The following is a 26,161-nucleotide window of genomic DNA, read 5'->3' as shown; positions in this document are numbered from 1 at the left end:
CTTGTTGAAGATAGTTTTCTGCCTCTAGCCGTCTTTACTCTAGTTTTTATTGCTAATACCCTACTTATTATTGATTATATCTTTAAGCTCTTTTTCAACTACTTCTTTTACCAGTGCATGTAGATATTTATTCAGCCATTCTGAGAGCTGAGGTTTTAAAAGAGATGTAACTAATTCTTCAACAGTAAGGTTCGCTTTTTTTTGTTGTTTATGCTGTAATTCGTTTTGCATTTTTCCAAGCAACGCTTTGATCTCTTCCATATTCTCTTTTAAAATTAGATGATCGTTATTTTGCGCTTGTAAGCCGCTATTACTCGCTTTGTTATTACTCATTTGGATATTATCGTACAAATAAATATCTTTTTTTTCTTCTGAATTGTAGCTATGGCCATTAAATTGGTTATTGTTGCAAGCCATTTCCTCACTTTGGTCATCATTATCAATGTCCTCTTTTTCATTATTTTCTTTTTTGCCATCTTCTTCTATTTCTTCTGGATACTCTTCCTCAAGGTATAGCACATCATCATTTTCATCCTTTATTTCTGCTTTATCGTTACTCGCGTTTTTACCCGATATAGCTTTTTTTATATCTTCTAGGATATCTTTTACAGATTGATTACCTTGTTCATCATGCATAGTGCTAATACCATTAAATTTAGAGGTTTATACTATTTATCATAAAAAGCAAGTTGTAAACACTAATCACATAATTGCTTTTTGCTTCAACTAAGTCTGAACGTGCTTTAAATAATGCATCTTCAGTGTCCAAAAGGTCAGATGTACTCTTTAAATTTAAGTTTACTTCTTGCTCAACTCCTTCCAATGCTAGAGCTGCTGCTTTTTCCGCTTCTTGACTTGCTTTGATAATGGCCTTTGCTGTCAACACATTATTCCAAGCATTTACAACTGCTTGTTCTATATTTTTTACCGTTTCATAATAATCGTAGGTAGATTTTTTTGCATCCATTTTAGCTTTACTGACACCAAAAGCATTAACTCCTCTCTTAAAGATTGGAACATCAAGAATAAAAACTACATGAACATTTTCTAATAGTTTGTCTACCTTCATACCATCCTCCCCAAAATTTTTGCTTGCACTTAGATTTAAAGAAGGAAGCCACTTAGAGCTTTCAACAATCACTTCGATTCCGGCTGCTCTTTTTTGATAAACTGCTGCTTTTAGAGATAAATTATTGGTTTTTGCTAACTGTAAACATTCATTTAGCTCTGGAACAGAAGGTAGTTTATCATTAGCTTCAGAAAGGTCATCAGCATCTTCGCCAATCAAATGATAATAAGCAATATTTACCAACTTTAATTTACCTTCAGCATCAACTCTTTCGGATATAGAAGACGAAAATTTTGCTTTTGCTAACAAAACTTCAGCATTGGTTACCTCTCCAAGGGAAAAGCGTTTTTTCATAGCTGACAAATGTTCCAAAGAAACGCGTTCTTTATGTTCTCTGAGCTTTAATATTTCTGTCTTTTGTAAAACATTAACATATGCTTTCACAGCATTAAGTGCAAGCTCTTGTTTTAATTGCTGAAATCGCATCTTTTCTGCTTTGAGAAGATGGCTTGATCGACTGAATGTGGCAAAGGTACCACCGCCATCGATTAATTTCTGGCGCAATGTAAGTTTTTTTTCAGATGTATCAAGATTAAAGTTACTATCGAAATTGTATTGCAAATTAATGTCAGGTAAAAATCCAGCTAACCCAGAAGATTTATAGTGTTTTTCTGCGCTTTTATATTGGTAAAATTGAGACTTTATTTTTGAGCTATTTTTGATGGCTTTGCTTATCACTTCTCCCACATCGGTTGCATAGCAACTTATAGTATTAAAAATGATCGCAAGTGTGATAATCAATCGAAACATTCTAATTCCTATGCATATTGGTTGCGCAGCTCAATTACTAACATAAATTACTTTAATAATCAATAACTAATATTGTTGACACTATTGAGAAATTAAGTATATCATAGCTTACTATTGTTGGATCAAATAATGAAGACTTTTTTCTTAAAGGAGAAACAAATCAATAAAAAGTGGTTTGTCATAGATGCAGAAGGATTAGTGGTAGGGAGGCTTGCAGCATTTGTAGCGACACTATTACGTGGAAAGCATAAACCTGAGTATACACCTCATATGGATTGTGGCGATAATGTAATTATTATCAACGCAGAAAAGGTGCATTTCACCGGAAAGAAGCTTAAAGATAAAATTTACTATAAGCATACAGGTTATTCTGGTGGTTTGAAGAAAACTACTCCAGATAATATTTTAAATGGCAAATTTCCTGAGCGTGTAATAGAAATGGCAGTGAAAAGGATGCTTGATGATGGGCCTATGGCACGTAGACGCTTTGAAAATTTGTATGTTTATTCTGGTTCAGAGCATAAGCATCAAGGACAGCAACCTGAAAAGATAGATTTTGCCTCTTTGAATCGTAAAAATAAAAAGTAATGGAGTAAAAATGAAGAGTTCTACAATAAATAACAATGATTGGTCAGAAAAGACAATTAAATCAGCAGTTGATTCGCTTGGTCGTTTATATGCTACAGGCCGAAGAAAAGAATCTGTAGCAAGAGTATGGATAAAGCCGGGGAGTGGAAAATTTAGTGTTAACAAAAAAGGCGATCTAATTTCTTATTTTAAAAGAGAGTCAGTGTGCCAAATAGTAAAAATGCCATTTGTTGCAACTTCCACATTGGATAAATACGATGTATTTGCAACTGTAAAAGGTGGAGGGCTATCTGGTCAAGCAGGTGCTCTAGCTCATGGAATAAGCAGAGCTTTAAGTAGTGTAAGCCAAGATTTGCATTCTATACTACGTAATGGTGAGTTCTTAACTAGAGATTCACGTGTTGTTGAACGTAAGAAATATGGTCAACATAAAGCTCGGAAAAAGTGTCAATTTTCTAAGAGATAGTTATTTTATAGGGGTGTTTTTTTGTAAGTATTATACAAATATTTGCAAAAATGTATGATATCCTCTATTTTTGTGATGGATTTAGTTGACTATCGGTGTCAACATAATATGCTGTTTATGTGATTTTTTCAATATTAAGGTAATTTATGAGTAAAGAAGATATAATAAAACAATTAAAGGAAGATTGTTCTAGTCAGAATATAGATATAACAAAATCTGATTTGAGCAAGATTCATGATGCGTTTATTAAAATAATAAAGAATGAGCTGCATGGGAAAGGTGAAATACGTTTGCATGGAATAGGAACATTTTCTACTGCTATCAGTCAGGAAAAACAATGTCGTAACCCCCAAAGTGGTCAGATCATGACTGTTCCTAAAAAGACAAGGGTAAAATTTAAAGCAAGCCAAACTCTTTTAAGTATTTTAAATGAGAAGGAAAAAGCAGCAGTTAGTTAGACATTGTCATTTTCATTGTTTTTACTACGCTGTGTAAGCCGTAAAATACAGCTTCGCTAGTTAAATAGTGGCCTATGTTAAGAGCTGAGATGTAAGGTATTCTTGTCATCTTCTTAGCGTGTTTATAAGTTATGCCATGTCCTGCGTGGCATTCTATTCCTAATTTATTGACGTACTCTGCAGCATTAGTAATTAACTGTAACTTTTTTTCTGATGGATTATCACAGTAATCCCCTGTGTGAATTTCTATTATGTCAGGTTTTGTCCCTAGCTTTTCAAGATATTTTAGTTGATCAATATTTGGATCGATAAACAGTGAGACTTTTATGCTAGAGCTATGCATTTCCTCTATTATACTAGAAAGTTTACTGTGCATATTCACGATATCCAGGCCACCTTCGGTTGTTAATTCTTCTCTTTTTTCTGGTACTATACTAATCGAATAGGGTTTTACCTTTTTTGCTATTTCAAGCATTTCTTCCGTGGCTGCAATTTCAAGATTTAGCTCAGTGCTAATGCTTTTTTTTAGGTTAAATACGTCTTCATCTCTAATATGCCTTCTATCTTCTCGTAAGTGTACAGTAATAAAGTCTGCTCCAGCGTCAATGGCTATTTCTGCTGCTTTCAATGGATCTGGATAAGAAGTTCCGCGTGCGTTGCGGAGGGTTGCAACGTGATCGATATTAACACCTAGTTTCACAATCTACCTCAGAAATTATTTATAGATTATACATGTTATTAGGTTTTTTGCATAGTCATTGTTTGACCTTACCCAGAAAAAGTGGAGAGAAAGAAAAGAGTTTTTTTGGGTAAAATAAAATTTTGGAGGATTAGAAATGGTAAGAGAATATACGGCAGAATTCAAATTGGAAGCTGTTAAACTGGCAAATGAACAAAGAAAGGCAGGTCAAACAATTACAAAAATAGCAAGAGATTTAGGAATAAAGGGTGGTTTATTAGGAAAATGGATAAAGAAACACAACGAAAAAAAGTCGGCGGCAAATGCATTTCCAGATGTAGCACCTTATGACAAAGAGAGGTTTGATTTACAAAGCAAGAGTAACAAGGGAAAGAGACATTTAAAAAAAAGCCCTGGCCAGTCAAAAAGAGTAAAATATTTTTTTATATAGTAACTGCTATAAAGTACAGGAATTATGTAGGATTTTCTGCTAGTGGCTACTATAAGTGGACCACAAGAAAAATAAGCAGTAGAGAATCAGCAAATAAAGAGCTACTCGAAGCTATTCAAAAAATATATCAAGTTTCTAAATGTAGATATGGAGCTCCTAAAATTCATGCTGAATTGAAGGCTTTGGGTAAAAGTTGCAATTTGAAAACGGTGCAAAGTATTATGCAGAAAAATGACATCAGGGCTATACTGAGAAGAAAGTTTAAAATTAAAAAACAACAAACAGATAATAGAGCTGTAGCTCCCAATATACTAGATCAAAACTTTATTGTTGATCAACCAAATAAAGTATGGGATTACTTACATCAAAACCAAGGAGGGATGGCTATATTTGGCAGCAATAATTCTCACGTATGGTAGTTAATGAGTAGTGCAATAAATAAACAATTGGTTATGAACTCTTTATTAATGGCCATTAATAGGCGTAAACCTGTTAAAAATCTACTGCTGCACAGTGACCAAGGTTCACAATATACTGCGCAAGGGTATCAATATCTCTTAGCTGTAAAGAATATAGATGAGTAATAAAGGCTGTTGTTACGACAATTCTGTTGCAGAAAGCTTCTTTAGCTCATTGAAAAGAGAAATACTTATTGATACTTCACAACACTCTGCTCAACACACTAGAACTGCAATATTTGAATACATAGAAATTTTTTATAACAAACAACGTCACTATTAACTATTGCATTCCAGAACAATTTGATGCATCATTCTTTTTGTAAAAAACATTCCACACTTTCTCTCCACTTTTTCTGGGTAAGGTCATTTTTGCCTTGACCAAGAAAAAATTCAGCTATTGCCTTACTTTCTCTTGCAACAACTTCTTCCTTAACAATTTTTCCTTTCTCATCAACGATACTTATAAAAGTTTCTTTTAGTGAGATCGCTATAATATTCCATGAGACTGCTCCTACTAATAAAAGTTTAAATTATTTTTGAAGAACTTATTCTACTGAATTCGTTACTTCGTGCTAAAATAATGGACTCCATCATTCAACAGCAATTACAGTATGTTTACCCTTTTTCTTGTTATTTTTCTAATCTATAGCTAGCGTTCAAAACCATATTCGAAAATACGTTTTCGGATTTTTTTTAATGCTGTTTATTTCATCCTCAACATCGTCTCTACCTTTATGAACTAAGTAGCAGCATTAAAAATTATAACGTACCCCTATCTCTAGAGTTGCATCTGGTATTTGTTTTGCTTTTATACCACTTAGTTGCCCACCCATGGTCATACCAACTGCACCAATTATCTGCGGAGTAATTTCATAATCAACACCTAACTTTAGTTTATAGGAAATAGAACTCAGTATTTTATCTACTACAGATGAACCAGCAGCTTCACCACCTGATTCTGGAGCACCTTGTGTTTCTTCTTCCTTTTCTTTTTCTTCTTGTGAACTATTGCCATCACCATCAACTGTATCACTAACACCAAAGCCAAAAGGTGTTATTTGGAGATATCCTCCTAAACCTCCGCTGACATATAGTTTAACGGGATCAATATCAAGGTCAGGATAGAAGCGGTAGTTTGCCAATAAGCTAGCTCCTATGCTCTTTAATGACTTAATATTACTGAGAACCTCAAGTTCAAATTTAGAGTTTTGGTCATAATGGTAACCAAGAACAACACCAGGTTTCATTTTAAAGCCACCACCCCAACCAGCACCAAAGTTTAAACCTGCATAGTACTTATCTTCTGACTTACTTGCACTATTACTAGCTGCACCTGCTAGAGATGAAGTAAGCAACACAGCCAAAACGCACAATCTCTTTATTTTCATATAACTCCTCATACAAAAAAATATATAATGCATAAGTATATATCCTTTATATTAAAAAAGATATAACTACATGTCAAAAAAAGTATAGCCATAAAATCAGATTATATAAAACGTACTACTCAGGTCTTTTATATAACTATATTTACTATCTTATTTGGTACAGCATATACAGTGCGAACTTTGCTTTGATCGATCTTACTGGACACAGAGTCTATCGCTATTTTCTTCAATTCTTCTTGAGGTAAGTTAATTGCCACCTTGATTGTTGTACGTAATTTTCCATTGATTTGCACTGCTATAGTTACCGTATCGTCAACTAATAATGATTCATCAGCTTTTGGCCAAGGTTGACCTCCTATTTCTTGCCATAGGCTTTCAGCTAGATGTGGTATGAATGGTTCGGTTACTCTGATTAATATACATATACCTTCATCAATAAGAGATTTTCCAGTTTTTACGTCTATTTCAGCTATTAAATTCGTCATCTCACGAAATTTTGCCACTACACAGTTTAATCTGCAGTTTTCCAAGTCATCTGTAAGTCCGTGTAAGAGTTTATGAATTTTTTTTCTGTACTCTAGAAGTCCACCCATAACATTTTCATTATCATAGTGTATATTTACAGGTCTTAGCTGCATGACCATACGCCACAATTTATTTACATAACGAGAACAACCTTCCACGCCATCATCGGACCATTCCATATCTTTCTCCGGAGGAGTGTCGGACAACACAAACAAGCGAGCAGTATCAGCACCATACTTTTCTATGATAAAGTTTGGGTCAACTGTATTCTTTTTCGATTTGCTCATTTTTTCAACTTTGCCCACTTGAACTTTTGCACCTCGCGCTATTAATTCTTTTGCTTCTGCGGGAAATAGCCACTTACCATTTTCGTCTTTATAAGTTGCATGGCAGACCATTCCTTGAGTGATTAAAGTAGAGAAAGGCTCTTTAATATCAAAATAGCCACATTTGGTTAAAGCACGGCAGAAAAATCTTGAATAAAGCAAATGCAGAATTGCATGTTCTATCCCACCTATATAATAATCAACAGGCATAAAACGATTACATGCATCTTTGTCTATTGATTTATCTTCACTACAGAATGCAGCAAAATACCAGGAAGATTCAAAAAAGGTGTCGAATGTATCAGTTTCACGCTCTGCTTGCTTTCCGCACTTTGGACAATCAACAAATTTCCAAGTTGGGTGCTTATCCAGCGGATTGCCACCACTTGTAAATTCTACATCTATTGGTAGAACTACAGGAAGGTCTTTTTCTGGCACTGGAACAGTTCCGCAATCTTTGCAATATATGATAGGTATAGGGCATCCCCAATAACGCTGCCTTGAAACTCCCCAATCGTGCAAACGATAGTTTATTGTTTTTTTGCCTATTTTTTTTTCTTCAAATTTTTTAACTATGGCTTCCTTTGCTTCACTAACCATTAATCCGTTTAAGAATTCGGAGTTAAACATTGTCCCGTCTCCAGTATACGCCTCCTTTGTCATCTGAGTAGCTTGACACTGGGATCCATTGTAAGAATTCTGGTCACGCGCTGGAATGACACCTAAGTGGGCTGAAGAAATAACGGGAATTATCGGCAAATTATATTTCTGTGCAAATTCAAAGTCACGCTGATCATGTGCAGGGCAACCAAAAATCGCGCCTTCCCCATATTCCATCAACACAAAATTCGCTATGTAAAGCGGCAATTCCTTATCAAGAAATGGATGTTTGACGTTTAATCCGGTGTAAACTCCTATTTTTTCATCGTTCTCTCTTTTTGATTTTATTTCCTGGATCCCAGTGTCAAGCACTGGGATGACAACAGAAGAACCATTCTTTAAATCCTGCACAATAGGATGCTCTGCTGCCACTGCACAAAAAGAAGCCCCAAACAAAGTATGAGGATAAGTTGTAAAAACTTTTAATTTCTTATTCAGGCCAACTACTTCAAACTCTATAGTTGCTCCTTCAGATTTTCCTATCCAACGCTCCTGCATTGTTTTGACTTTTTCTGGCCAATTTTTCAAACTTTGCAGGCACTTGAGTAAATCTTCAGCGAAATCAGTAATCTTTAAAAACCATTGGAACAACTTACGTTTTTCAACAACTGCACCTGATCGCCATCCTTTTCCATCAACCACCTGTTCATTTGCAAGCACTGTTTGGTCCACTGGATCCCAGTTAACCCATGATTCTTTTCGATAGGCAAGCCCATGCTTTAAAAAATCCAGGAAAAATTTTTGTTCGTGTTTGTAATAATCAGGCTCACATGTGGAGAGTTCACGCTCCCAATTATAAGAAAGACCTATAGATTTCAACTGTGTACGCATATTATCTATATTCTCTTTTGTCCATGTTTCGGGGCTAATATTGTTATCCCTTGCTGCATTCTCAGCTGGTAATCCAAACGCATCCCAGCCAATTGGATGCAAAACCTCAAATCCATTAGCTCTCTTGTAACGCGCTATCACATCCCCTATTGCATAGTTACGTAAGTGTCCCATATGAATTTTACCAGATGGATATGGAAACATTTCCAACACGTAACACTTTTCTTGTTTACCACTCTTGCTTACAGAAAAATCCCATTTATCTTGATAAAATTTTTCAACACTTTTAAAATCATATTTCATATAAATCCAAATTCAATTACAGTTCATATGCATCAAAGGATCAACCGCTTGGCCATTATGTCGTATTGTGAAACACATCTGTGGATCTTTATCTTGTGTGCTTGATTTACCTGCAGATCCAATTACTTGACCTTGCTTTACTTTATCGCCAATTTCAACATGTATGTTTTTTAAATAGGAGTACACAGTCATGTAATTATCTTTGTGTTCCACTATAATTAAATTCCCATACCATCTCAGCCCTTTGCCTACATATATCACTTTGCCTGGTGCAGAGGAAACTACGTTCGTTCCATTTTGAGCAGCAATTTTTATGCCATCCTTACACATTTCATCAGAAGAGGTAGCTGAACCTTTAACTGGCATTACAAATTTACAATTTACCCCCACATTTTGTGTATTATTGTTATCTTTGTATATCCTATTTATGATGGCTTTTCTACTTTCTTTTTGCACTGAAGGCTCCCTAATTAAATGGTACTCTCTTGTATATTCCAGATCTCTTTTTCCGTAAAATTCTTCGCCTTTAAGCAGCACAGGTGCAGGTTTTTGCAGGCCACAGCCTATTAATATTGCTAATAACATAAGAAATGAGGCTATATGCCACATTTTAAACTCTCACAAAACTCCAAAATTTTAGCGAGACGTAGTGTTTCACGCCTGCTTGTTACTTTCCTCGTTATTTATTTTACTAGTTAAATAGTCCCTCAAATCGGTGAGTTCTTGCAACAAATTCTTTGTGACTTTTATATCATTACCAAATTCTTTTTGCACTCCTTTTATTGTATATCCTTTATCATATAGCATGTATTTTACTTTCTTTATGGCCTCTATACACTTGCGATCATATAGCCTTCTTCCTTTACGCTTTGTAGGCTTAATTTGATGAAATTGACCTTCCCAAAATCTCAAAACATGCTGTTCCAAATGTAGCTCTTCAGCTACTTCCCCAATCGTATAAAATAATTTTTCCTTGTTCATTAATTATTGATTGATTTTTTTATAATTTTTGAAGGCCTAAAAGAAACTGAATTTCTTGCCTGAATCATCACTTTCTCCGATGTATTTGGTATATTTCCTGGTCTTTCCTTCTTTTTCTTAACCAAGAATGTTCCAAATGACGATATTTTTACTATTCCATCCTTTACCAAGCTTGTCTTTATTTCGTCCAATATATCATCTATTATCGAAACAGAGTCTTCCTTTGATAATCCTATTTCTTGGTTTATATCTCCAGCTATCGTTGCCTTAGTTACTGTTGTGTCTTTTGTTGTAACGTGATCCATTATTGATAAATATTACAATACGTAAATATAATATAGCAATCGACTCGAGATTCAGCTACTTTATTTTTTAGAGTATGTCTCTTTTGTTGCATAATTTAAAATACCGGCAACTATCAATATCGCAAATATTGCAAAAATGCCATTTTATGATCTGTAAAAAGTGCTAACATTGACACTATAACTCCACTGCCAATAAACATAAATCCATTGATAATGGATGATGATGTGCTGATGTATTTTCGTTTCACAATCTCGCTGCCGACAGTAAAATTAAGCATATGTCCTCCCGCAAAAAACCCGAACATTAACATACAAAAGTACACAACGTGGACTGTTAAATGGCTGTATAGTAAAATAATAATTGAGACGCCTTGCAATAAAGCAAAAGCAGAAATTACATGTTTCCTATTTTTAAATAAGTTTGAGATTCGATCTGCAATTGGAGCACCAACTGCAAGACCAAGCCATAGTATTGCAGTTGCTATACCTGACTCCATTGCATTGAGTTCTGAGTTGCCCAGTAACCTTGGAGCCCACAAGGTATTAAGTGCTAAAAATGTTCCAAAAGTAATAGCACCCACCACTGAAGTTATCCAGATATCTCTTAATTTTAGCACTGTTAATATAGAGCACATTACTGTCTTCATAGAGCTTTTTATTGTGCGCTTTTCTGAGCTGCTTTCTGGAAGTGTGTTTGGACAAAAAAGCGTAAGTACAAATATCAACACACCAAATAGTATTATGCATACAATCAGATTTTTCCAATATGCATCTTCGGCAAGCAAGTTAGAGAACAGTATTTGAATTACCAAAGCAGAAAGGCTTGAAATTGTCTGCACTAGTGAAAACATTAGTCCAAATTGGGCAGCGGAAAAACATATGCTACTTGTGTGAGCAGCACCAATAAAACCAAATGATGCTCCAGTTGCAATCAACACTTGAGACAAAATCAAATGGGAGAAATTGTCACTATTAATAAGGACAAAAAACCCCAAGATCATAGTTGATAACGAGAAAAAATAAATTTTTTTACTGGAAAAAACATTAAACGTTGCTCCACTAAAAAATTGTAAGATGGCGAAAGTCCAAGTATATGCTGAATTAGCCAGTGCAACTTGCGCGATTGTAAGTCCAAGTTCCTTTTCGAGATTTACACTTATAAAGGTATAAATTATCTGCATGTTGCTGAATATAACAACCAAGTTACTAATCAGCCAAATGAACCAAGCCTTAGCTCTGCTTTCCATAAGATTTATTTTTATAAGTAATCTATTAGAAATTTAACACTAAGTCTCTTTTTAAGCTATTGTTTCCTGACTACTGTTATAGCTAACCCAAAAAACGGTTTCCCTACGTCATGCCGCCGCGGTATCTCTTAGCCGCTAACAAGCAGCGGGATGACGATTGTCAGGGTGTCATCCCAGCGCCCCTATGATGTCATCCGAGTAGCCAACACTGGTTTCCATCCAAGACGGTGTCATTCCAGTGCTTGACACTGGAATGGCTTTGTTGCATCGCTCTTCGGATAGTAGGTAACGCACAATAAATTTATGAAGCTATCTCAAATTTAGCCATACCAATATCAGTGAACTTATTGAGCAAATAGCATTTAACAAGTAGTTCCTTCTCTCTATTTGTCTCAGATTTATTCCTAAAACTAAACCCGAATGTTTGTTTCAGTCGCGAGAAAAAACTTTCTATATAAGATCTTTTTCCATAACTCATCTCTTTTTTCCACTTCTTTATACTATCTTCATCATATGACTTTATGAGCTTGACTGCAGAATTTCTCTCAGCCATATAGTCTAACTTTGGATGCTCTGCTGCGTTGTTTTTCGGAGGAATTTTCGTTTTTATACCATATTGATTACACAGCTTATAGAGCTTTTCTCTGTCATATGCCCTATCTGCATATAGTACTTTTATGACATACTGAAAATCGACTTCTTTTAGCAAATCACAAGCTCCATAGTGATCAGAGTAGACACCGTTACTGTATTTTACAGCTATGGCTTTTTTGCTGTTTGTATTCAACATTACATGCAATTTTCTTGTCTGTTCATAGCTGCGATACTTTCTATCTTCGCTATTTTCTTTGCTATGACCAGGAGTGTTGTTGTATATACTAATTCCTGTACTGTCTATAGCAATTTCGATATCTTCCATATTATTTTTATCAATTCTGCAATCATTGATCTTAATATTGAGTTTCTTAAACCTTCTTGATGATTGTGAATAGCTGATAACTTGCAAATTTTTCCCAATTTGCTCAAGGTATCCTGCTATAAACCCAACTGTTTGCCTCAGGCCTATTCTAAATAAACAAGTTATTATGTGCACCAAAATTACAACTTTATCGCTATAAATATTGTTGCCACCTGGTATTTTTGGACCATTCTCGTACCACTTTTCTATGGCTTCGTTGATATAATGAAAAATATTTCCTCTTTTTTCTAGAAATTTGTTATATTCGCTATGGTTACTGACCCTCATTTTTTGTGGCATATTTTTTCTTTCAAGGTTAAATGGCTATTTTATAATGAATTTTGTCAGTAGCCACCAGATTTTTTCAGTTGCTATGCAACAAAGCCCACTGGAATCCAGACTTTAATTGTTATACTTGTAAATAATCTGGTGAAAATAAACGTTCATCTCAAAATGCAGTATTTTTGTTGAAATAGCTCAACTGGATCCCAGTGTCTGGGCACTGGGATGACACCATAGGAGGCTACTTGGATGACAAAAAAAGGAGCACTGGGATGACAGCAGTCCTACGCGCCGCGGTATCTCTAGATCCCGCTAACAAGCAGCGGGATGACGAGCTTATCGTCACGCCGCCACGAACCGTCATACCGCGATTCATTCGCGGTATCTCAGCCGCTAACAAGTAGCGGGATGACGGTTGTCAGGGTGTCATGAAAGTAGCTGACACTGGAATCCAGAAAAAAAGAAATATGTATCAGCTACTTTCATTTGCTGCGCCTCGAAAATAAACGTTCATGTAGCTAAGCCATAAATCCAGTATAAAGACCTTTAATCATTGGCTTCGTAGTACTTCTCAACCAACTTATTAAGTAACCTTACACCAAAACCTACTGCTCCTCTTGGACAAATGTCAGTACCTTTCTCGTGCCAAGCAGTGCCTGCGATATCTAAATGTGCCCAGCAAGTTTCATTCACAAAACGCTGTAAAAACTGTGCAGCCATTATGCTATCTCCACCAGAGCCTGCAGGAGCGATGTTTTGAACATCAGCAATCGGTGAATCAATAATTTTGTCATAAGTTTCATTCATAGGAAAACGCCATAACTTCTCATTTACTTCATTTCCTGCATCAATCAGACGGTTTGCTAATTCATCATTATTTGAAAAAAGACCAGCATATTCGTTATTTCCAAGTGCAACCACTATAGCACCAGTTAAAGTTGCAAGATCAATCATAAATTTTGGTGAGAATCTATCTTGCGTATACCATAAAGCATCTGCAAGTATGAGCCTTCCTTCTGCATCGGTGTTCAACACTTCTATTGTTTGTCCAGACATTGAAGTTACTACATCACTTGGTCTTTGAGCATTACCACCCACTGCATTTTCTGCAAGTGCGACCACACCGATCGCATTTACTTTTGCTTTTCGTCCTGCTAAAGCATGCATCACCCCAACCACAGTAGCAGAGCCTGCCATGTCATATTTCATTGACTCCATACCACGTGAAGGTTTGAGTGATACTCCACCAGTGTCAAACGTTATACCTTTACCAACAAAAGCTATAGGCTTTTGTTCTTTAGAAGCTCCATTCCATTTTATCACTACTAATTTTGGTTCTTTACTACTTCCTTGTGCAACTCCAAGCAAGGCTCCCATTTTTTTCTCTTCCATCTGCTTTTTATCAAGCACCTCGATTTCAAGGCCAAGCTTAGTAAGTTCTTTTTTTATATGATCAGCATAGGATTCTGGATATAGAATGTTAGGAGGCTCTGTTATAAAAGAGCGCGCAAGGAATATACTCTCACCTTCTTGCCTTAAGTGCTCAAATGATCTTTCAGCATTACTTAATTGTTCATCTTTTACTAATACGGTAATCTCCTCTACCTCTGTAATTTTCTCATCCTTTTTAGTTTTATACTTATCAAACTTAAAACTACGCAGAAACGCACCATATGCAACATTTGCTGCACTACCTTCGATTAAAACCGCTGCTTTTTTAATTTTTAATCTGCTTAGCTCACAATATATTTTACCACCAATATTTAATTCTTTATTTTCATTCCATTCATCCTTCTTACCCAGTCCAACAACTATAACATTTTTTTCTTCTGGCAAAGCAGTAGAGAAAAATTCACCAAAACTTCCATTGAAATCGCTAAATTGCTTTATATTATCTATGACCTGTTTCCCTTGCAAAACTCCGCCATCATTTACGGTTTCGTTGTCTTCAAATAAACCCATTACTATTATTTTAAAATCGGGCGAAATTTTAGAAATTGTTATTTTCATTGCTGGTATCTCCGTTGCAAATAATTGTAAACTGTACATAAAACATAGCAAAAACATCAGTAAGATATTTTTCATATACATCCTAAGTACAATAACACTTAAGTTTACTATGGACTCCCTTACATGCAAGGTTTTTTATCTTTTATTAGAGAACTTATTATATCCGCCCAAGGTAATGTTAAACGTATAGGTTTTTATGACCTGATCACTGTAAGTAAATGGTGTTATGAGAAGGCTTGCAAGCCCATTACTAACAAAATCTTCAAGAACAGGATCAGCGCAATTATCGCAATTATGGTCAGCAAAAAACATTTGCGTTGTGAATTCTGGAAAATCCGGATGTTGAACTAGAAAGTTGATATGTGGAGCTCTATCACCAATTTTACCAGGTGCTATCGTAATAAAATTATAATAGCCAAGATTATTCACTACAAACCTTCCTGATCCAGCAAAATTCAGATCATCCTCTATATTCTTATCGTAATGGTTCACGCCGCGTGAATTCGCGTGCCATATAGAAACTACAGCATTTTGTATTGGTAAGCAGTTTATATCAGTAATTCTACCCACTATGTGTATTAATTCCCCTATTGCACTATTTGGAGAACCAGGTTTCCTTCTTAAATTGTTTGAAGAGCTAAAATTTTTTGGCCTTGCATCAAGGTCATATATTTCCGGAGTTTTAATGCAGTTGAGCAAAACAGGATCAGCTGCAAATAGCGGCAAACTGAATATCATTTGTACTAAAAGTGCTAACAAGATATTTTTCACATTCATTTCATTTATAATAGACTTCTTGCATAACCATATAACAAACTTTTATTGGAAATAGAAACGAAAAAACTTGCTTGACACCCTTCGCCAGCCCCCTTATCATGAAACTGAAGGTATTCAGTTATCTTCATCTGTGCAGATTAAACAGCAAGAAAACAACGTAGTTGGCGTCTTATTTTTAATTTTTTGCACTATGTGCACCTTATGTCTTCACAATATTTCTAGGTTTTTACCTACACAAGCTGAAACGCGCTATTTAAAACATTAAAAAACGCCAACTTAAAAAATGGATAGTGAATAACTAGCTACTCTAGGGTTTCTTTTGCCTTTTTTTCTGTTTAGTAAATTGTATCCGTTCAGCGGAGTGGTAGAATAAGGTAGACAAAGCAAGATAATAAAGATAATCATAGAGCAAAAGTGAGGTAATGTGGTAAACCTTTTAGAACTTTGCAAAAATTTACAGCAAAAAATAGGAAAACTGAAACAGAGATAGAAAACTTAAAAGCAGAAAATAAAGCTTTCAAGATAGAGAACGCTGAATTAAAGGAAAGGCTTGGTTTAAACTCGAAAAATTCATCTCTACCGAGCTCTAAAGAATTGTACAAAACAAAAAAGGACAAGCCAAAAAGCGAAAGGAATGTTGGCGATCAGGTTGGGCATAAAGGAAATTTTCATGCCACAATGGAAGCGGATAAAGTAGTAAAAATAGAGTTGCCTAATATTTGCGAATGCGGAGGAGAGCTTGTAATATGCGAAAAACCTTATGTTCACCAAAAAGTTGATCTTCCGGAAATTAGGCCTTATGTAGTAATTGGAACATGGTCGTTGTTGGAGATGCAGAAAAAGAAAAAGTAGCAAGTTACCAGAAGGTGTTACGCCAGATACATTTGGTCCAAGGGTTAAGTCTATAATTGCAGCACTCAGCGGATTTTACAAAAACTCAAAGCGTGAAGTGGCTAGTATCATAAATGACATTTTTAATTTGAACATAAGTGTTGGCAGCATATCAAATCTTACTATTACCCACAAATATAAATGTACTTATAAATAAAGTATTACAATATTAAAGTTTGCAAATATTGAGGGTATAAAAATGGCAAACGAGAGTAATGAATGGGCTAAAAATGAATTTGGAGATGCTGTACTTGGAGATAAAAGATTAACTGACCGATTAGTAAAGATTGCTGATAGTTTGATAAGTTTACCTGAAAGCTCAATTAATGAGGCATGCGGAAGTTGGTCAGAAGCAAAAGCAGCATAACGTTTTTTTCAAAATGAGAACGTAAAAGAAGTCGATATTCTAGCTTCACACATTGATAAAACAGTTGAAAGAACAAAAGCTCATAAAAGAATTCTTGTGATTCAAGATACAACTTATATTTCATACTCAAGCCATAAGCGGATTGGGAACTATTGCTGGAAAAGGAGCAGTAATGCATACAGCCCTTGCTGTTAGTACGGAAGCTGGGAATACTGGATCAAAAGATTTACTCGAGGCAACTCATTTCTGAAGAAGAAAAAAGACTAAAGAGCCATCGTAACAACGTTCATATTGAGGATAAAGAAAGTATGAAATGGCTAGAAAGTTTAAAGAAAACAAATAATATTATAGATCTGGCCCAAACCGAAGCTATAACTGCATGTGACAGAGAAGCAGATATGCATGATTTTTTTGAACTTGCACATAATCTTAACTCAGCAATTTTAGTAAGAGCTCGCCACAACAGAAATGTAAATAAAAAATTCATGCATACCAGGAACAAGCAAAAATTATGTTCATTTATCCAAGGCCTCCCTTGCGCTGGAAAAGTAGAAGTTGAAATCCCTGCCAGAGATAACAAGCAAAAAAGGACAGCGTTTTTAGAAATTAGATTCGGAAAATTTATCACATGAAGGCCATATAAAATGTAAAGAAGGTCACATAAAATATAAACCGACAGAGTCTACAACTTCACGCAATTCATGTTGTTGAAAAAAACTCTCCTCCCGAAGCAAGTCCTCTAGAGTGGATGCTTTTTTCCGGTCAGTACTTTTGAAGAAGCTGTTGAAAAAGTTAGTTGGTATTGTTTGAGATGGAAAATAGAGATATTGCATAAGATTTTAAAATCTGGTCTCAAAGTTGAGGAATGTAGACTTGGAACAGCAGAAAGATTAATGAGGTATTTAACAGTCATGAGCATTATTGCTTGGAGAATTTTCTTTATTACATCAATTGCAAGAACTAACCCAACATTACTATGTACTGCCTTATTAGCTGAGGAAGAATGGAAAGTTTTATATGTTAAAATACACAGGAAACCATGTCCAAATATAGCCCCTACTATAAAAGAAGCCGTTTCGTGAACTTGGAGGTCATTTAGCAAGAAAAAGCGACCCAAAACCAGGACCAATTACTCTTTGGAAAGGGTGGAGACGTCTCTTTGATCTAGCAGAAGGATGGAGACTTGCTCATGAACCTCATATTTGTGGGTAATAGTAAGGTTTCTAAGTGAGGGAGTAGTAGTAATACTGCTTCCTTACCTGACCAGTTTGCTCGTGATAAAGGTTTTGAGAAACGAGCTCAACTATATGCTGCTAAGGCTTACTCAAGGCAAGCTGATAAATCTGGTAAGTACATTGATTTAAAGAAGGTTTTCTTTATTGCTATCTCTAATTGTAATTTATTTCCTGATAAGCTTGATTATATATCCAGCCACACTATAAGAGATGAGAAAACCAATGAGCATGACTTAAAAGATTTTCAATTTGTATTTATTGAACTACCTAAATTTCCTAAGAATAAGGAAGAACAGCTAGAAAGCATAGTGGATCGTTGGTTATTTTTCTTCAGTGCGACCCGGAAAGCCGTGGTTTTGTGATGGTTAAATTCCATCTTCCCTAGACATCGGGGATAATGTATGTCTCACATTTCAAAGGATGGCAACCTTTGGGATGCAAGCATGAGATAAAAGCAGGTAACACTAAACCTCATGGTGAATCCCTGCAAACAGAGTTAGATATGATTACGAGAGGAACCTATGTTTAAATTGTCGTCAAAGCATAGTATGCGAAAAGAGGTTGAACTACGCATAGACCAAAATGGTACGAAGCAAAAGGGGAACTAAAGATTGAAGACTTTAGTTATTGATGTTCCCAGCTTCCGGCAAATAGTAGGAATCTAAGTTTAACGTGAAACGAAGCTATGGAACGGAGTAACCACATAAAAGCTCTTATATTCATTAAATATAAGTAGGTAGCCAACCACAAGCTGCTATGTGGAAGGATTGTTTAAGAAGCTAATGCCCAAAGTAATATCTGGGATATGCAGACGTAAACACTTTAATTTGGAAGGTAAAGTGGTGAATAGTAGTGAATATGTTATGGACCAGCAAAAAGCTAGGTATGAATGGAATGGAATTCCTTGGCGAAAGCTGAAGAAATCTTCATTTAAGCTACAAAAACGAATTTACCAAGCCTCTAAATGTAATGATATCAAAAAGATGCATAATCTTCAAAAATTATTGCTCAAATCAACAAGTGCAAAAACACTCGCTGTTAGGAAAGTAACACAGGACAATAGGGGGAAGAAAACTGCAGGTATTGATGGAAAGGCTAATCTTAATCAAAAAGAAAGATTACAACTATCATATTCTTTAGATATAAAAGAAAAAGCAAAGCCATCAAGACGCGTCTGAATCCCAAAACCTGGTAAGCCATCGGAGCATCGCCCGCTTGGTATACCTACTATATCACAAACACTTGTAAAAATGGCTTTAGAACCAGAATGGGAGGCAAAACTTGAGCCAAACACTTATGGTTTTAGACCTGGTAGATCATGTCATGATGCAATTGAAGCCATATTTGATGTGCTAAAACAGAAAACAGCATATGTATTAGATGCTGATATTTCTGGATGTTTTGACAATATTAACCATAATAAACTGCTTGAAAACCACACCAACGTTAAAGAAAATCATAAGAAGATGGTTAAGGGCAGGCGTTATGGAAGATGGAAAGTTTCAATCCACAAAACGTGGTACAATTCAAGGAGGCACCGTTGCTAGCTTGTGTTGCATTACACGGATTAGAGCAACATGTCAAAAAAGCATTAACAAACGAACTCTTTCAATGCATGAAAAGAAAATATGGTAGGATATCGCATAAAAACGCGCAAAAGTCTATTAGTGTAATTTTCTACTGTGATGATTTTGTCATCATACATGAAAACGAAGAGATTATTCTTAAAGCAAAAATTTTAGTTGAAGAATGGTTAGAAACCATTGGACTAAAATTAAAGCCCTCTAAAACAAGAATTTCTCATACATTAAGAACCATTGACGAAACAAAACCAGGATTTGATTTTCTTGGATTTTCAATAAGACAATATCCAACAAAAGAAAGTAAAAAAGGTTACACATTATTAATAAAACCAAGTCGTAATTCTATAAAGCAGCATACATTTGCTATTAAACATAAACTTAGAGAAATGCGTAGGGCGCCACAGGAAGTAATAATAAGGAATCTCAATCCAATAAACAGAGGATGGAGTCAATATTACTCTTCGGTAGTTTCATGTAAAATCTTTAGCTCATTGGATAATACTATACATAGAAAGCTCTGGAAGTGGGCAGTCTTTAGGCACCCAAACAAAGGGAAATGCTGGATAAAAAGAAAATACTTTAAAAAGTATAATAACGATAACTGGCGTTTTATGACAAGTAACAAGATACATCTTATTATACACAGCGATCATGTTATTAAACGACATATCAAAGTGCAAAAAACCAGATCTCCATATGATGGTGATTGGGTATATTGGGGTAATCGTCTTAGAGAAATACCAGATAAGCCATCGAGAGTAATAAAACTATTGAAGTTACAACAAAGTAAATGCGGTAATTGTAGACTATGGTTTGAAAGTGATGATATAATAGAAATACATCATAAAGACCGGAATAGACGAAACAATATGATCAAAAATTTATCTTTGTTACATGGGCATTGTCACGATGAATTACACAGGAGGTGTGCATGACAAGCACCAAATTAGAGAGAAGCCGTATGAGGCGCAAAGTCTCACGTACGGTTTTGAAGTCGAGTGAGGAGGGGCGACCTTCTTCACTTAGACAACAGTATGCAGATGAAACTACAGATGAAGACCTAAGAGCCTGTCTTGAAAAGAAATGAGAAAGAGAATATGATGAGATAAGTAAAAAATAGTAGGTAAAAATGTATCCAAGTGATATAAGTGACAAAGAATGGGAAATTTTGGAGCCAAGTGTTGCACAAGGTGCAGTAGGACGGCCAAGAAAGCACAATATTAGAACAATTATTAATGCAATAAGATACATAATGAAAGGTGGTTGCCAGTGGAGAATGCTGCCAAAAGATTTTCCGCCATGGAAAACGGTGTATGATTATTTTCTCAGGTGGCGTAATAGTGGCAAATTGGAAGAAATACACGATATGTTAGTAAAAAAGGTAAGAAAAATGGTTGGCAAAAATGAAATACCTTCGGTAGGAATAATTGACAGTCAATCAGTGAAAACCACTCAAAAAGGGGATCCAGAGGATATGATGCTGGCAAGAAAATAAAGGGTAGAAAACGTCACATCATTGTGGATACAATAGGCCTAATTATTACAGCTGATGTTCATAGTGCAGGCATTCAAGATCGTGATGGTGCTCTAAATCTTTTTACTCAAGCTAAACGAAAAGCTTCAACGCTACAAAGGTTTCTCGCTGATCAGGGATATATTGGTAAATTGCAAAATTACTGTTTATTGAAAACAGGATGTTTATTGACGATTACTAAAAAAGCAGCTGATGCTGTAGGATTTCAAGTTATTCCTAAACGGTGGATTGTTGAAAGAACTTTTGCTTGGCTTTCCAATTTTAGACGTATGAGCAAGGATTATGAGCATTCTCCTCTTACTTCAAAAACTAATATCTCCTTTAATATGATTACTATTATGCTTGCTAAATTAGCTGCTTAGTTCCTTTCAAGACAGGTTCTAAGAAATTTACTAAGCAGAAAAAAAGGCAAAAGAAACCCCGCGTTAGCTAGTTGTCACTCTCTAATCCTGCAAATTGGCGTACTATACTGTCTTAAACGACTTATAAGCGCGTTTCAGCTTATATAGGTAAAAACCCAGAAATGTTGTGAAGACATAAGGTGCACATAGTGCAAAAAATTAAAAATAAGACGCCAACTACGTTGTTTTCTTGCTGTTTAATCTGCACAGATGAAGATAACTGAATACCTTCACTATCATGATAAAGGGGCTGGCGAAGGGTGTCAAGTAGTTTTTAGCTCTGCCTTCTAAGGCTTTTACTCGTGACAACCACTGTGCCTGCGATCTTATCGTGCCAAGTTTGACAGCGTTTGTTGAAATTTGACCATAAAAAGCCCAAGAACAATGGTGCAACTGACAATATAAAGGAAAAAAATCTCTTTGTTGCTTGTTTTAGGGTCATCTTTTCGAAAGTTTGTGCATCCACAACTCTAAGCCCAAATAATAGTTTTCCAGGTGTAGTAGCAAACTTTACCCACATATATATTACATAGCAAAAGAGCATAATAAACTGGACTATTTGATTTAGAATCATTAATTTTACAAGTCTACTCTGCATTGCCTTTTCTTCTATAGAAAGTGGCACTTGCATTGGGGATTTTGCAGCAACTTGGCTGAATATTTTGCTATCCTCTGAGTTTGCAAAGAGCTGATTAAAGGCTTGGCTGCAAAACTGCAAGAACAAAACGATAATAATTAAATCAAGCAATACTGATATATAGCGCCTGAGGCCCGTTACATAACATATCCCATTTTCATCTTTCTTTACCTTTTGAATAACATTTATAGAAGAAAAAATAGAAAATAAACGATTAAAAAATTTATGTAACATATATATACTTTCCAATATTTAACGTGCCCCTGGCCGGACTTGAACCAGCATGCTTTTGCAAGCAACAGATTTTGAGTCTGCCGTGTCTACCATTCCACCACAGGGGCATTAAGTTTTAATGCTATAGGCAACACGGAATTAGTCAAATTTTTTTGCCTTTACATCTTTCAAATGAGGACTAAATATTCTACAATAATCAACAGTTACTCTCAAAACTTAAAATGAATGAATTAGCCAATCTCCTCAGTTCAAGAAGTGTAGACAAGGAAATATGTAAATTACCGCATAATTTAGAAGCTGAACAGATGCTTATTGGTGCAATGATTCGTGATAATAGAATCTGTGATGCAGTTGAAGACACAATTACAGCAGAAAATTTCTATGATCCACTGCATCAAAGTATTTTTACGCAAATATCTAAAACCAGAAAACATGGCATAGTTGCCAATGAACTGAGCCTTAAAATGTTTTTTGAAAACGACCAAGCATTTACCGAGTGTGGTGGAGTAGAGTACTTAGCAAAGCTTGCAGCGAAGGCAAGTATTGCACTTGATATTTATAGTTTGACTAGAATAATCCGTGATACTTACTTAAGGAGATGTTTAATTAAGCTCGGGCAAGAAATAGTTGGTGATAGCTACAACTACGATATTGAAAATCCTGCACAGGCGCAAATTGAACAAGCAATGACAAAATTGTTCAATTTGGCAGTAAAAAAACAAGGTGAGAAAACATATATAAAACTTGCAAGTTCAATTAAAGATGTAGTTGAGAAGATCAGCACACTGAAAAATAATCCAGAAGCGCTAGGCGTTACAACCGGACTTCAAGATCTAAATCAGCTTCTTGGTGGTCTACAAAAATCTGATTTATTAATTTTAGCTGCAAGGCCTTCTATGGGTAAAACAGCATTGGCGCTAAACATCGCACTTAATGCTTGTAAGATGTTGCAAAAAAGAGCAGATAAGCAACACTATGTAGCGTTTTTCTCGCTTGAAATGTCAGCAGAGCAATTAACTGCAAGGCTGATCACTATAGATTCAGGAATTAGTTATTATAAGGCATTAACCGGGAGAATTAGTGATTTTGAATTGCATGAATTTATCAATACTAGTACAGAATTATCTGAACTGCCTTTCATCATAGATGACACCCCTGCGCTATCAATTAGTGCCCTTCGCACCAGAATACGCTTGCTGTATCAATTATATAATGTAGAAGTGGTATTCATTGATTATTTGCAGCTAATCAGAGGAACAACAAAAAGGAGTAATGAAAATAGAGTGCAAGAAATCTCGGAAGTGACGCAGGGTTTGAAAGCAATTGCAAAGGAGCTAAATATTCCCATTGTTGCACTATCTCAGCTCTCTCGTTCTGTTGAGCAGAGGGATGATAAAAAACCACAACTTTCTGATTTACGTGATTCAGGGAGCATAGAGCAAGACGCAGATATAGTAATGTTTCTCTATAGAGAAGAGTATTATGAACTAAGAAAACAGCCAAATGAAGGAAACAATAAACATCGGGAATGGCAAGAGAAAATGGAAAAAATTAGAAACATTGCAGAGCTCATTATTGCAAAGCAGAGAAATGGACCAATTGGCAGTGTGAAGCTATATTTTGACTCTAACAGAGGTGCATTTAAAGATTACACGGAAAGGCATAGTTCATAGCTTGGCAGCAATCTTCTTGTTCCCAAGTTTATCAATTATTTTTTTTATGTAAAGATAGCTTGACAACTTCTTAAAAATCCTTTTATAATGGTATTATATTTTATAATACGTGAGATGATGAATAAAAACAATGTACCCTATCTTATAGCTGGTGCTCTGGCTACTGCAACTTTGTTAGCATCGGGAGTGTTTGCTGCAGCTCCTTATATTGGTTTCTTAGCTCCAGTTGCAGCATTAAGTGTTGGCCTGCCATTTATTATTGGTTATGCTGTGTTTTCTGTTGTAACTATTGCACTTTCGTATAAAGCAATTAGTGAGAACAAAACAAATTCTGAGTTAAAAAATAAAATGAAAGCTCAAGAGCAAACAATTTCTGGGCAGAAAACTCAACTAGCTAAAAAAGAAGCGGAAGTAAAAGCTAAAGAGGAAGAAAATTCTAAGTTAAAAAATAAAGTAGAAGCTCAAGAGGAAGAAAATTCTAAGTTAAAAGATCAAGTACGCACTCAAAAGCAGAAAAGTTCTGAGCAAAAAACTCAACTAGCTGAAAAAAAATAAAAAGATAGAAGAAGACAAATTAAAAGTGGCAATTGCTGATGGCACTGTTCAGCTTGCAAAAGGAACAGTTAATAGCGCTGTTTGGTTTGCAAAAGAAGCAGTTAATGGTGTCTTGTATTCTGGCAAATATGCTTACGATAATTATGTGCCATCAACTGAGTCTACAAAAGGAACACTTAGTGGTATTGGAGGTGGCTTGAAAAATACTTATGATGCGTCAATTGCATCTGTAAGAGGAACACTTAACAGCGTTGGAAGCAGCTTGTACAGTAGGATTTATGGTACTAAGGTTTCTAGTCCGGAAGAGCAGTTTAAGCGTGAAGATGGATCTAAACCTAGCATGCAAGAACTAACTCGTTTGGATTATTTAAATCTTGAGGTTCTTTCCAGTGAGCAAAAGCAACGAGCTAATAGTTTGGATTATTTAAATATTGATAACGTTCCTAAGCAACCTGATCATTTAAATGTTGATGCTGCTAAAAGTTATTTAATGAGTCTTTCTGAGATGTATGGTCCCAGAGTGTGATGGTGTGGATTTAGTATAAATAATTCTGGAGACTGTGTCCACTGATAACATATAAATTCATAAGGAGTAAGACCCTTAAGAGTTTTGAGTCTCTTTGCATAATTATAAGCCATAACAAAGTTATAAAGGTGTTCTTTAAGTTGCTGGTGCGATTGATAGTAATACTTCTTAACTGTAGCATCCTTTAAAGTTTTATTCATACGCTCGACTTGCCCATTCGTCCAAGGATGGCTAACTTTTGTCAAACGATGTTCAATAACATTCCCTTCGCAAACTCTATCAAATATATGTTGGAAAGCATACTTATGACGCTTCTGGTTTGTAAATTGTATACCGTTATCTGTCAAAATAGTATGGATTTTATACGGTAAAATTCTAATCAAATTACGTAAGAACTCAGCAGCTATGGGTTTTGTAGCACTGTTACGCAACTCAACATAGGTAAATTTGGATGTCCTATCAATAGCAACAAACAAATGTAATTTGCCCTCCTCAGTTCTAACTTCAGCAATATCAATATGAAAGTAACCGATAGGATATTGTTTGAATTTCTTTTTTGACTTAACTTCTCCATCAACAGTTGGTAATCTGCTAATGTTGTGTCTTTGTAAACAACGATGCAAGCTAGAGCGAGTCAAATGCGGAATTGTAGACTGCAGAGCGTAAAGGCAATCATCTAGTGGCAGTAGTGTATACTTGCGAAATGTAACTATTATAGCTTCCTCTTCTAGCGTTAAAACAGTCGATCTTGGACGCTTTGGACCCATATCAGCATCTTTCGTAAATGAACGTTTTCTCCACTTAATAATAGTTTTTGGATTAAGGTTATAATGCTTGGAGAGTTTTGCTATGCTCTCTTTTCTATTTTGTATTGCTCTACGAATCGTCTGTGTTGTTTTGGCGCACCCATGCAATATTTGTCCCATAACTCCTCCTTTGATGGTATTTTT

At 35.5% G+C, this 26,161-nt stretch carries 26 protein-coding genes, 1 tRNA gene and 4 pseudogenes; 14 read left to right on the top strand and 17 right to left on the bottom strand.

All coding sequences use genetic code 11. The features are described 5' to 3' along the window. Positions 1-60 precede the first annotated feature (60 nt). On the bottom strand, positions 61-636 hold the full coding sequence (locus HUB92_RS02445) for a PopZ family protein (RefSeq protein ID WP_010082598.1): 576 nt from the start codon (positions 634-636) through the stop codon (positions 61-63). A gap of 19 nt (positions 637-655) precedes the next feature. Continuing rightward, positions 656-1,879: a TolC family protein gene (locus HUB92_RS02440; protein ID WP_209473185.1), complete on the bottom strand. Its 1,224-nt coding sequence runs from the start codon at positions 1,877-1,879 to the stop codon at positions 656-658. 129 nt (positions 1,880-2,008) lie between these two features. Here HUB92_RS02440 and rplM point away from each other — a divergent pair, with 129 nt between their 5' ends. The 3 genes from rplM (at position 2,009) to HUB92_RS02425 (ending at position 3,391) form a co-directional block, all read left to right on the top strand. Beyond that, a complete protein-coding gene (gene rplM, locus HUB92_RS02435) occupies positions 2,009-2,467 on the top strand; it encodes a 50S ribosomal protein L13 (protein ID WP_010082596.1) in 459 nt (152 codons plus the stop codon). A 10-nt stretch (positions 2,468-2,477) separates the two neighbouring features. Further along, positions 2,478-2,933, top strand: coding sequence for a 30S ribosomal protein S9 (gene rpsI / locus HUB92_RS02430; RefSeq protein WP_006279875.1), 456 nt, complete (start codon positions 2,478-2,480; stop codon positions 2,931-2,933). A 146-nt stretch (positions 2,934-3,079) separates the two neighbouring features. Continuing rightward, positions 3,080-3,391 carry an HU family DNA-binding protein gene (locus HUB92_RS02425; RefSeq protein ID WP_010082594.1) on the top strand — a complete coding sequence of 104 codons (312 nt, stop codon included), beginning with the start codon at positions 3,080-3,082 and terminating at the stop codon, positions 3,389-3,391. On the opposite strand, the gene HUB92_RS02420 is transcribed toward HUB92_RS02425, so the two are convergent. Further along, on the bottom strand, positions 3,384-4,091 hold the full coding sequence (locus tag HUB92_RS02420; RefSeq protein WP_209473183.1) for a pyridoxine 5'-phosphate synthase: 708 nt from the start codon (positions 4,089-4,091) through the stop codon (positions 3,384-3,386). The genes HUB92_RS02425 and HUB92_RS02420 overlap by 8 nt on opposite strands. Positions 4,092-4,227: 136 nt before the next feature. Here HUB92_RS02420 and HUB92_RS07240 point away from each other — a divergent pair. Beyond that, positions 4,228-5,305, top strand: a pseudogene (locus HUB92_RS07240) (IS3 family transposase). 429 nt (positions 5,306-5,734) lie between these two features. Here the strand turns inward: HUB92_RS07240 and HUB92_RS02400 are convergent. The 10 genes from HUB92_RS02400 to HUB92_RS02360 form a co-directional block, all read right to left on the bottom strand. Continuing rightward, positions 5,735-6,370: a membrane protein gene (locus tag HUB92_RS02400; RefSeq protein ID WP_010962341.1), complete on the bottom strand. Its 636-nt coding sequence runs from the start codon at positions 6,368-6,370 to the stop codon at positions 5,735-5,737. A gap of 128 nt (positions 6,371-6,498) precedes the next feature. Continuing rightward, entirely contained in the window at positions 6,499-9,015 is a 2,517-nt protein-coding gene (gene leuS / locus HUB92_RS02395; RefSeq protein ID WP_209473182.1) for a leucine--tRNA ligase, read from the bottom strand. 12 nt (positions 9,016-9,027) lie between these two features. Further along, a complete protein-coding gene (locus tag HUB92_RS02390) occupies positions 9,028-9,624 on the bottom strand; it encodes a murein hydrolase activator EnvC family protein (protein WP_006279879.1) in 597 nt (198 codons plus the stop codon). Between the two features lie 45 nt (positions 9,625-9,669). Further along, on the bottom strand, positions 9,670-9,996 hold the full coding sequence (locus tag HUB92_RS02385) for a MerR family transcriptional regulator (RefSeq protein ID WP_006279880.1): 327 nt from the start codon (positions 9,994-9,996) through the stop codon (positions 9,670-9,672). Further along, complete coding sequence (locus tag HUB92_RS02380) at positions 9,996-10,301, bottom strand: integration host factor subunit alpha (protein WP_006279881.1); 306 nt, start codon at positions 10,299-10,301, stop codon at positions 9,996-9,998. Before HUB92_RS02380 ends, HUB92_RS02385 begins: the two co-directional genes overlap by 1 nt. A gap of 113 nt (positions 10,302-10,414) precedes the next feature. Further along, positions 10,415-11,548, bottom strand: a complete 1,134-nt coding sequence (locus tag HUB92_RS02375) for an MFS transporter (RefSeq protein ID WP_244663104.1) — start codon at positions 11,546-11,548, stop codon at positions 10,415-10,417. Between the two features lie 168 nt (positions 11,549-11,716). Continuing rightward, positions 11,717-11,842, bottom strand: a complete 126-nt coding sequence (locus tag HUB92_RS06930; RefSeq protein WP_256437788.1) for a hypothetical protein — start codon at positions 11,840-11,842, stop codon at positions 11,717-11,719. 7 nt (positions 11,843-11,849) lie between these two features. Continuing rightward, a complete protein-coding gene (locus tag HUB92_RS02370) occupies positions 11,850-12,806 on the bottom strand; it encodes an IS5 family transposase (RefSeq protein WP_209472359.1) in 957 nt (318 codons plus the stop codon). A gap of 528 nt (positions 12,807-13,334) precedes the next feature. After that, positions 13,335-14,798 (bottom strand): leucyl aminopeptidase, encoded by a 1,464-nt coding sequence (locus HUB92_RS02365; RefSeq protein WP_244663103.1) that lies wholly within the window; start codon positions 14,796-14,798, stop codon positions 13,335-13,337. 135 nt (positions 14,799-14,933) lie between these two features. Then, on the bottom strand, positions 14,934-15,575 hold the full coding sequence (locus HUB92_RS02360) for a protocatechuate 3,4-dioxygenase (protein ID WP_010962336.1): 642 nt from the start codon (positions 15,573-15,575) through the stop codon (positions 14,934-14,936). A gap of 424 nt (positions 15,576-15,999) precedes the next feature. Here HUB92_RS02360 and HUB92_RS02355 point away from each other — a divergent pair. The 6 genes and pseudogenes from HUB92_RS02355 to HUB92_RS06920 all read left to right on the top strand — a co-directional run. After that, a pseudogene (locus HUB92_RS02355) lies at positions 16,000-16,611 on the top strand (DUF6444 domain-containing protein); the annotation flags it as partial. Between the two features lie 54 nt (positions 16,612-16,665). Beyond that, positions 16,666-18,045: pseudogene (locus HUB92_RS02350) on the top strand (IS4 family transposase). Between the two features lie 52 nt (positions 18,046-18,097). Beyond that, a pseudogene (locus tag HUB92_RS02345) lies at positions 18,098-18,400 on the top strand (PD-(D/E)XK nuclease family transposase); the annotation flags it as partial. Positions 18,401-18,910: 510 nt separating this feature from the next. Then, positions 18,911-19,246: a reverse transcriptase N-terminal domain-containing protein gene (locus tag HUB92_RS02340; protein WP_209473178.1), complete on the top strand. Its 336-nt coding sequence runs from the start codon at positions 18,911-18,913 to the stop codon at positions 19,244-19,246. Next, a complete protein-coding gene (locus tag HUB92_RS06925) occupies positions 19,247-19,615 on the top strand; it encodes a reverse transcriptase/maturase family protein (protein WP_209473350.1) in 369 nt (122 codons plus the stop codon). Further along, on the top strand, positions 19,609-20,586 hold the full coding sequence (locus HUB92_RS06920) for a group II intron maturase-specific domain-containing protein (protein ID WP_209473176.1): 978 nt from the start codon (positions 19,609-19,611) through the stop codon (positions 20,584-20,586). The genes HUB92_RS06925 and HUB92_RS06920 overlap by 7 nt, the downstream gene beginning before the upstream one ends. On the opposite strand, the gene HUB92_RS02325 is transcribed toward HUB92_RS06920, so the two are convergent. Beyond that, positions 20,525-20,806, bottom strand: coding sequence for a hypothetical protein (locus HUB92_RS02325; protein ID WP_209473174.1), 282 nt, complete (start codon positions 20,804-20,806; stop codon positions 20,525-20,527). The genes HUB92_RS06920 and HUB92_RS02325 overlap by 62 nt on opposite strands. On the opposite strand from HUB92_RS02325, the gene HUB92_RS02320 reads away from it, so the two are divergent. Beyond that, a protein-coding gene (locus HUB92_RS02320) for an IS5 family transposase (RefSeq protein ID WP_410543339.1) occupies positions 20,781-21,547 on the top strand; the annotation gives its coding sequence in 2 pieces (ribosomal slippage) (positions 20,781-21,108 and positions 21,108-21,547; 768 coding nt in all). The two genes, HUB92_RS02325 and HUB92_RS02320, sit on opposite strands and share 26 nt — an antisense overlap. Before the next feature lie 313 nt (positions 21,548-21,860). Here the strand turns inward: HUB92_RS02320 and HUB92_RS02315 are convergent. Together HUB92_RS02315 and HUB92_RS02310 are read right to left on the bottom strand one after the other, a co-directional pair. Continuing rightward, complete coding sequence (locus HUB92_RS02315) at positions 21,861-22,457, bottom strand: RDD family protein (protein ID WP_209472843.1); 597 nt, start codon at positions 22,455-22,457, stop codon at positions 21,861-21,863. Positions 22,458-22,481: 24 nt separating this feature from the next. Beyond that, a tRNA-Leu gene (locus tag HUB92_RS02310) sits at positions 22,482-22,564 on the bottom strand. A 114-nt stretch (positions 22,565-22,678) separates the two neighbouring features. Between HUB92_RS02310 and HUB92_RS02305 the strand changes: the two genes are divergently transcribed. The 3 genes from HUB92_RS02305 (at position 22,679) to HUB92_RS02295 (ending at position 25,211) form a co-directional block, all read left to right on the top strand. Beyond that, positions 22,679-24,130, top strand: a complete 1,452-nt coding sequence (locus tag HUB92_RS02305; RefSeq protein WP_015589094.1) for a replicative DNA helicase — start codon at positions 22,679-22,681, stop codon at positions 24,128-24,130. A gap of 114 nt (positions 24,131-24,244) precedes the next feature. Continuing rightward, on the top strand, positions 24,245-24,685 hold the full coding sequence (locus HUB92_RS02300) for a hypothetical protein (RefSeq protein WP_209472845.1): 441 nt from the start codon (positions 24,245-24,247) through the stop codon (positions 24,683-24,685). Positions 24,686-24,710: 25 nt separating this feature from the next. Next, positions 24,711-25,211, top strand: a complete 501-nt coding sequence (locus HUB92_RS02295; protein ID WP_209473172.1) for a hypothetical protein — start codon at positions 24,711-24,713, stop codon at positions 25,209-25,211. On the opposite strand, the gene HUB92_RS02290 is transcribed toward HUB92_RS02295, so the two are convergent. Continuing rightward, positions 25,169-26,137, bottom strand: a complete 969-nt coding sequence (locus HUB92_RS02290; RefSeq protein ID WP_209473170.1) for an IS481 family transposase — start codon at positions 26,135-26,137, stop codon at positions 25,169-25,171. The genes HUB92_RS02295 and HUB92_RS02290 overlap by 43 nt on opposite strands. Positions 26,138-26,161 lie beyond the last annotated feature (24 nt).

It is taken from the genome of Wolbachia endosymbiont of Wiebesia pumilae (genome assembly GCF_017869285.1).
GTDB lineage: Bacteria > Pseudomonadota > Alphaproteobacteria > Rickettsiales > Anaplasmataceae > Wolbachia > Wolbachia pipientis.
The sequence above is the reverse complement of the archived record's forward strand: the minus strand, read 5'-3'. Positions and strand labels throughout refer to the sequence as shown.

Bases quoted from the DNA above. Each gene is read 5' to 3' on its own strand.
- HUB92_RS02445 (WP_010082598.1), bottom strand. From the start codon at position 636: ATGCATGATGAACAAGGTAATCAATCTGTAAAAGATATCCTAGAAGAT.
- HUB92_RS02440 (WP_209473185.1), bottom strand. From the start codon at position 1,879: ATGTTTCGATTGATTATCACACTTGCGATCATTTTTAATACTATAAGT.
- rplM (WP_010082596.1), top strand. From the start codon at position 2,009: ATGAAGACTTTTTTCTTAAAGGAGAAACAAATCAATAAAAAGTGGTTT.
- rpsI (WP_006279875.1), top strand. From the start codon at position 2,478: ATGAAGAGTTCTACAATAAATAACAATGATTGGTCAGAAAAGACAATT.
- HUB92_RS02425 (WP_010082594.1), top strand. From the start codon at position 3,080: ATGAGTAAAGAAGATATAATAAAACAATTAAAGGAAGATTGTTCTAGT.
- HUB92_RS02400 (WP_010962341.1), bottom strand. From the start codon at position 6,370: ATGAAAATAAAGAGATTGTGCGTTTTGGCTGTGTTGCTTACTTCATCT.
- leuS (WP_209473182.1), bottom strand. From the start codon at position 9,015: ATGAAATATGATTTTAAAAGTGTTGAAAAATTTTATCAAGATAAATGG.
- HUB92_RS02390 (WP_006279879.1), bottom strand. From the start codon at position 9,624: ATGTGGCATATAGCCTCATTTCTTATGTTATTAGCAATATTAATAGGC.
- HUB92_RS02385 (WP_006279880.1), bottom strand. From the start codon at position 9,996: ATGAACAAGGAAAAATTATTTTATACGATTGGGGAAGTAGCTGAAGAG.
- HUB92_RS02380 (WP_006279881.1), bottom strand. From the start codon at position 10,301: ATGGATCACGTTACAACAAAAGACACAACAGTAACTAAGGCAACGATA.
- HUB92_RS02375 (WP_244663104.1), bottom strand. From the start codon at position 11,548: ATGGAAAGCAGAGCTAAGGCTTGGTTCATTTGGCTGATTAGTAACTTG.
- HUB92_RS02370 (WP_209472359.1), bottom strand. From the start codon at position 12,806: ATGCCACAAAAAATGAGGGTCAGTAACCATAGCGAATATAACAAATTT.
- HUB92_RS02365 (WP_244663103.1), bottom strand. From the start codon at position 14,798: ATGAAAATAACAATTTCTAAAATTTCGCCCGATTTTAAAATAATAGTA.
- HUB92_RS02360 (WP_010962336.1), bottom strand. From the start codon at position 15,575: ATGAATGTGAAAAATATCTTGTTAGCACTTTTAGTACAAATGATATTC.
- HUB92_RS02315 (WP_209472843.1), bottom strand. From the start codon at position 22,457: ATGTTACATAAATTTTTTAATCGTTTATTTTCTATTTTTTCTTCTATA.
- HUB92_RS02305 (WP_015589094.1), top strand. From the start codon at position 22,679: ATGAATGAATTAGCCAATCTCCTCAGTTCAAGAAGTGTAGACAAGGAA.
- HUB92_RS02300 (WP_209472845.1), top strand. From the start codon at position 24,245: ATGATGAATAAAAACAATGTACCCTATCTTATAGCTGGTGCTCTGGCT.
- HUB92_RS02290 (WP_209473170.1), bottom strand. From the start codon at position 26,137: ATGGGACAAATATTGCATGGGTGCGCCAAAACAACACAGACGATTCGT.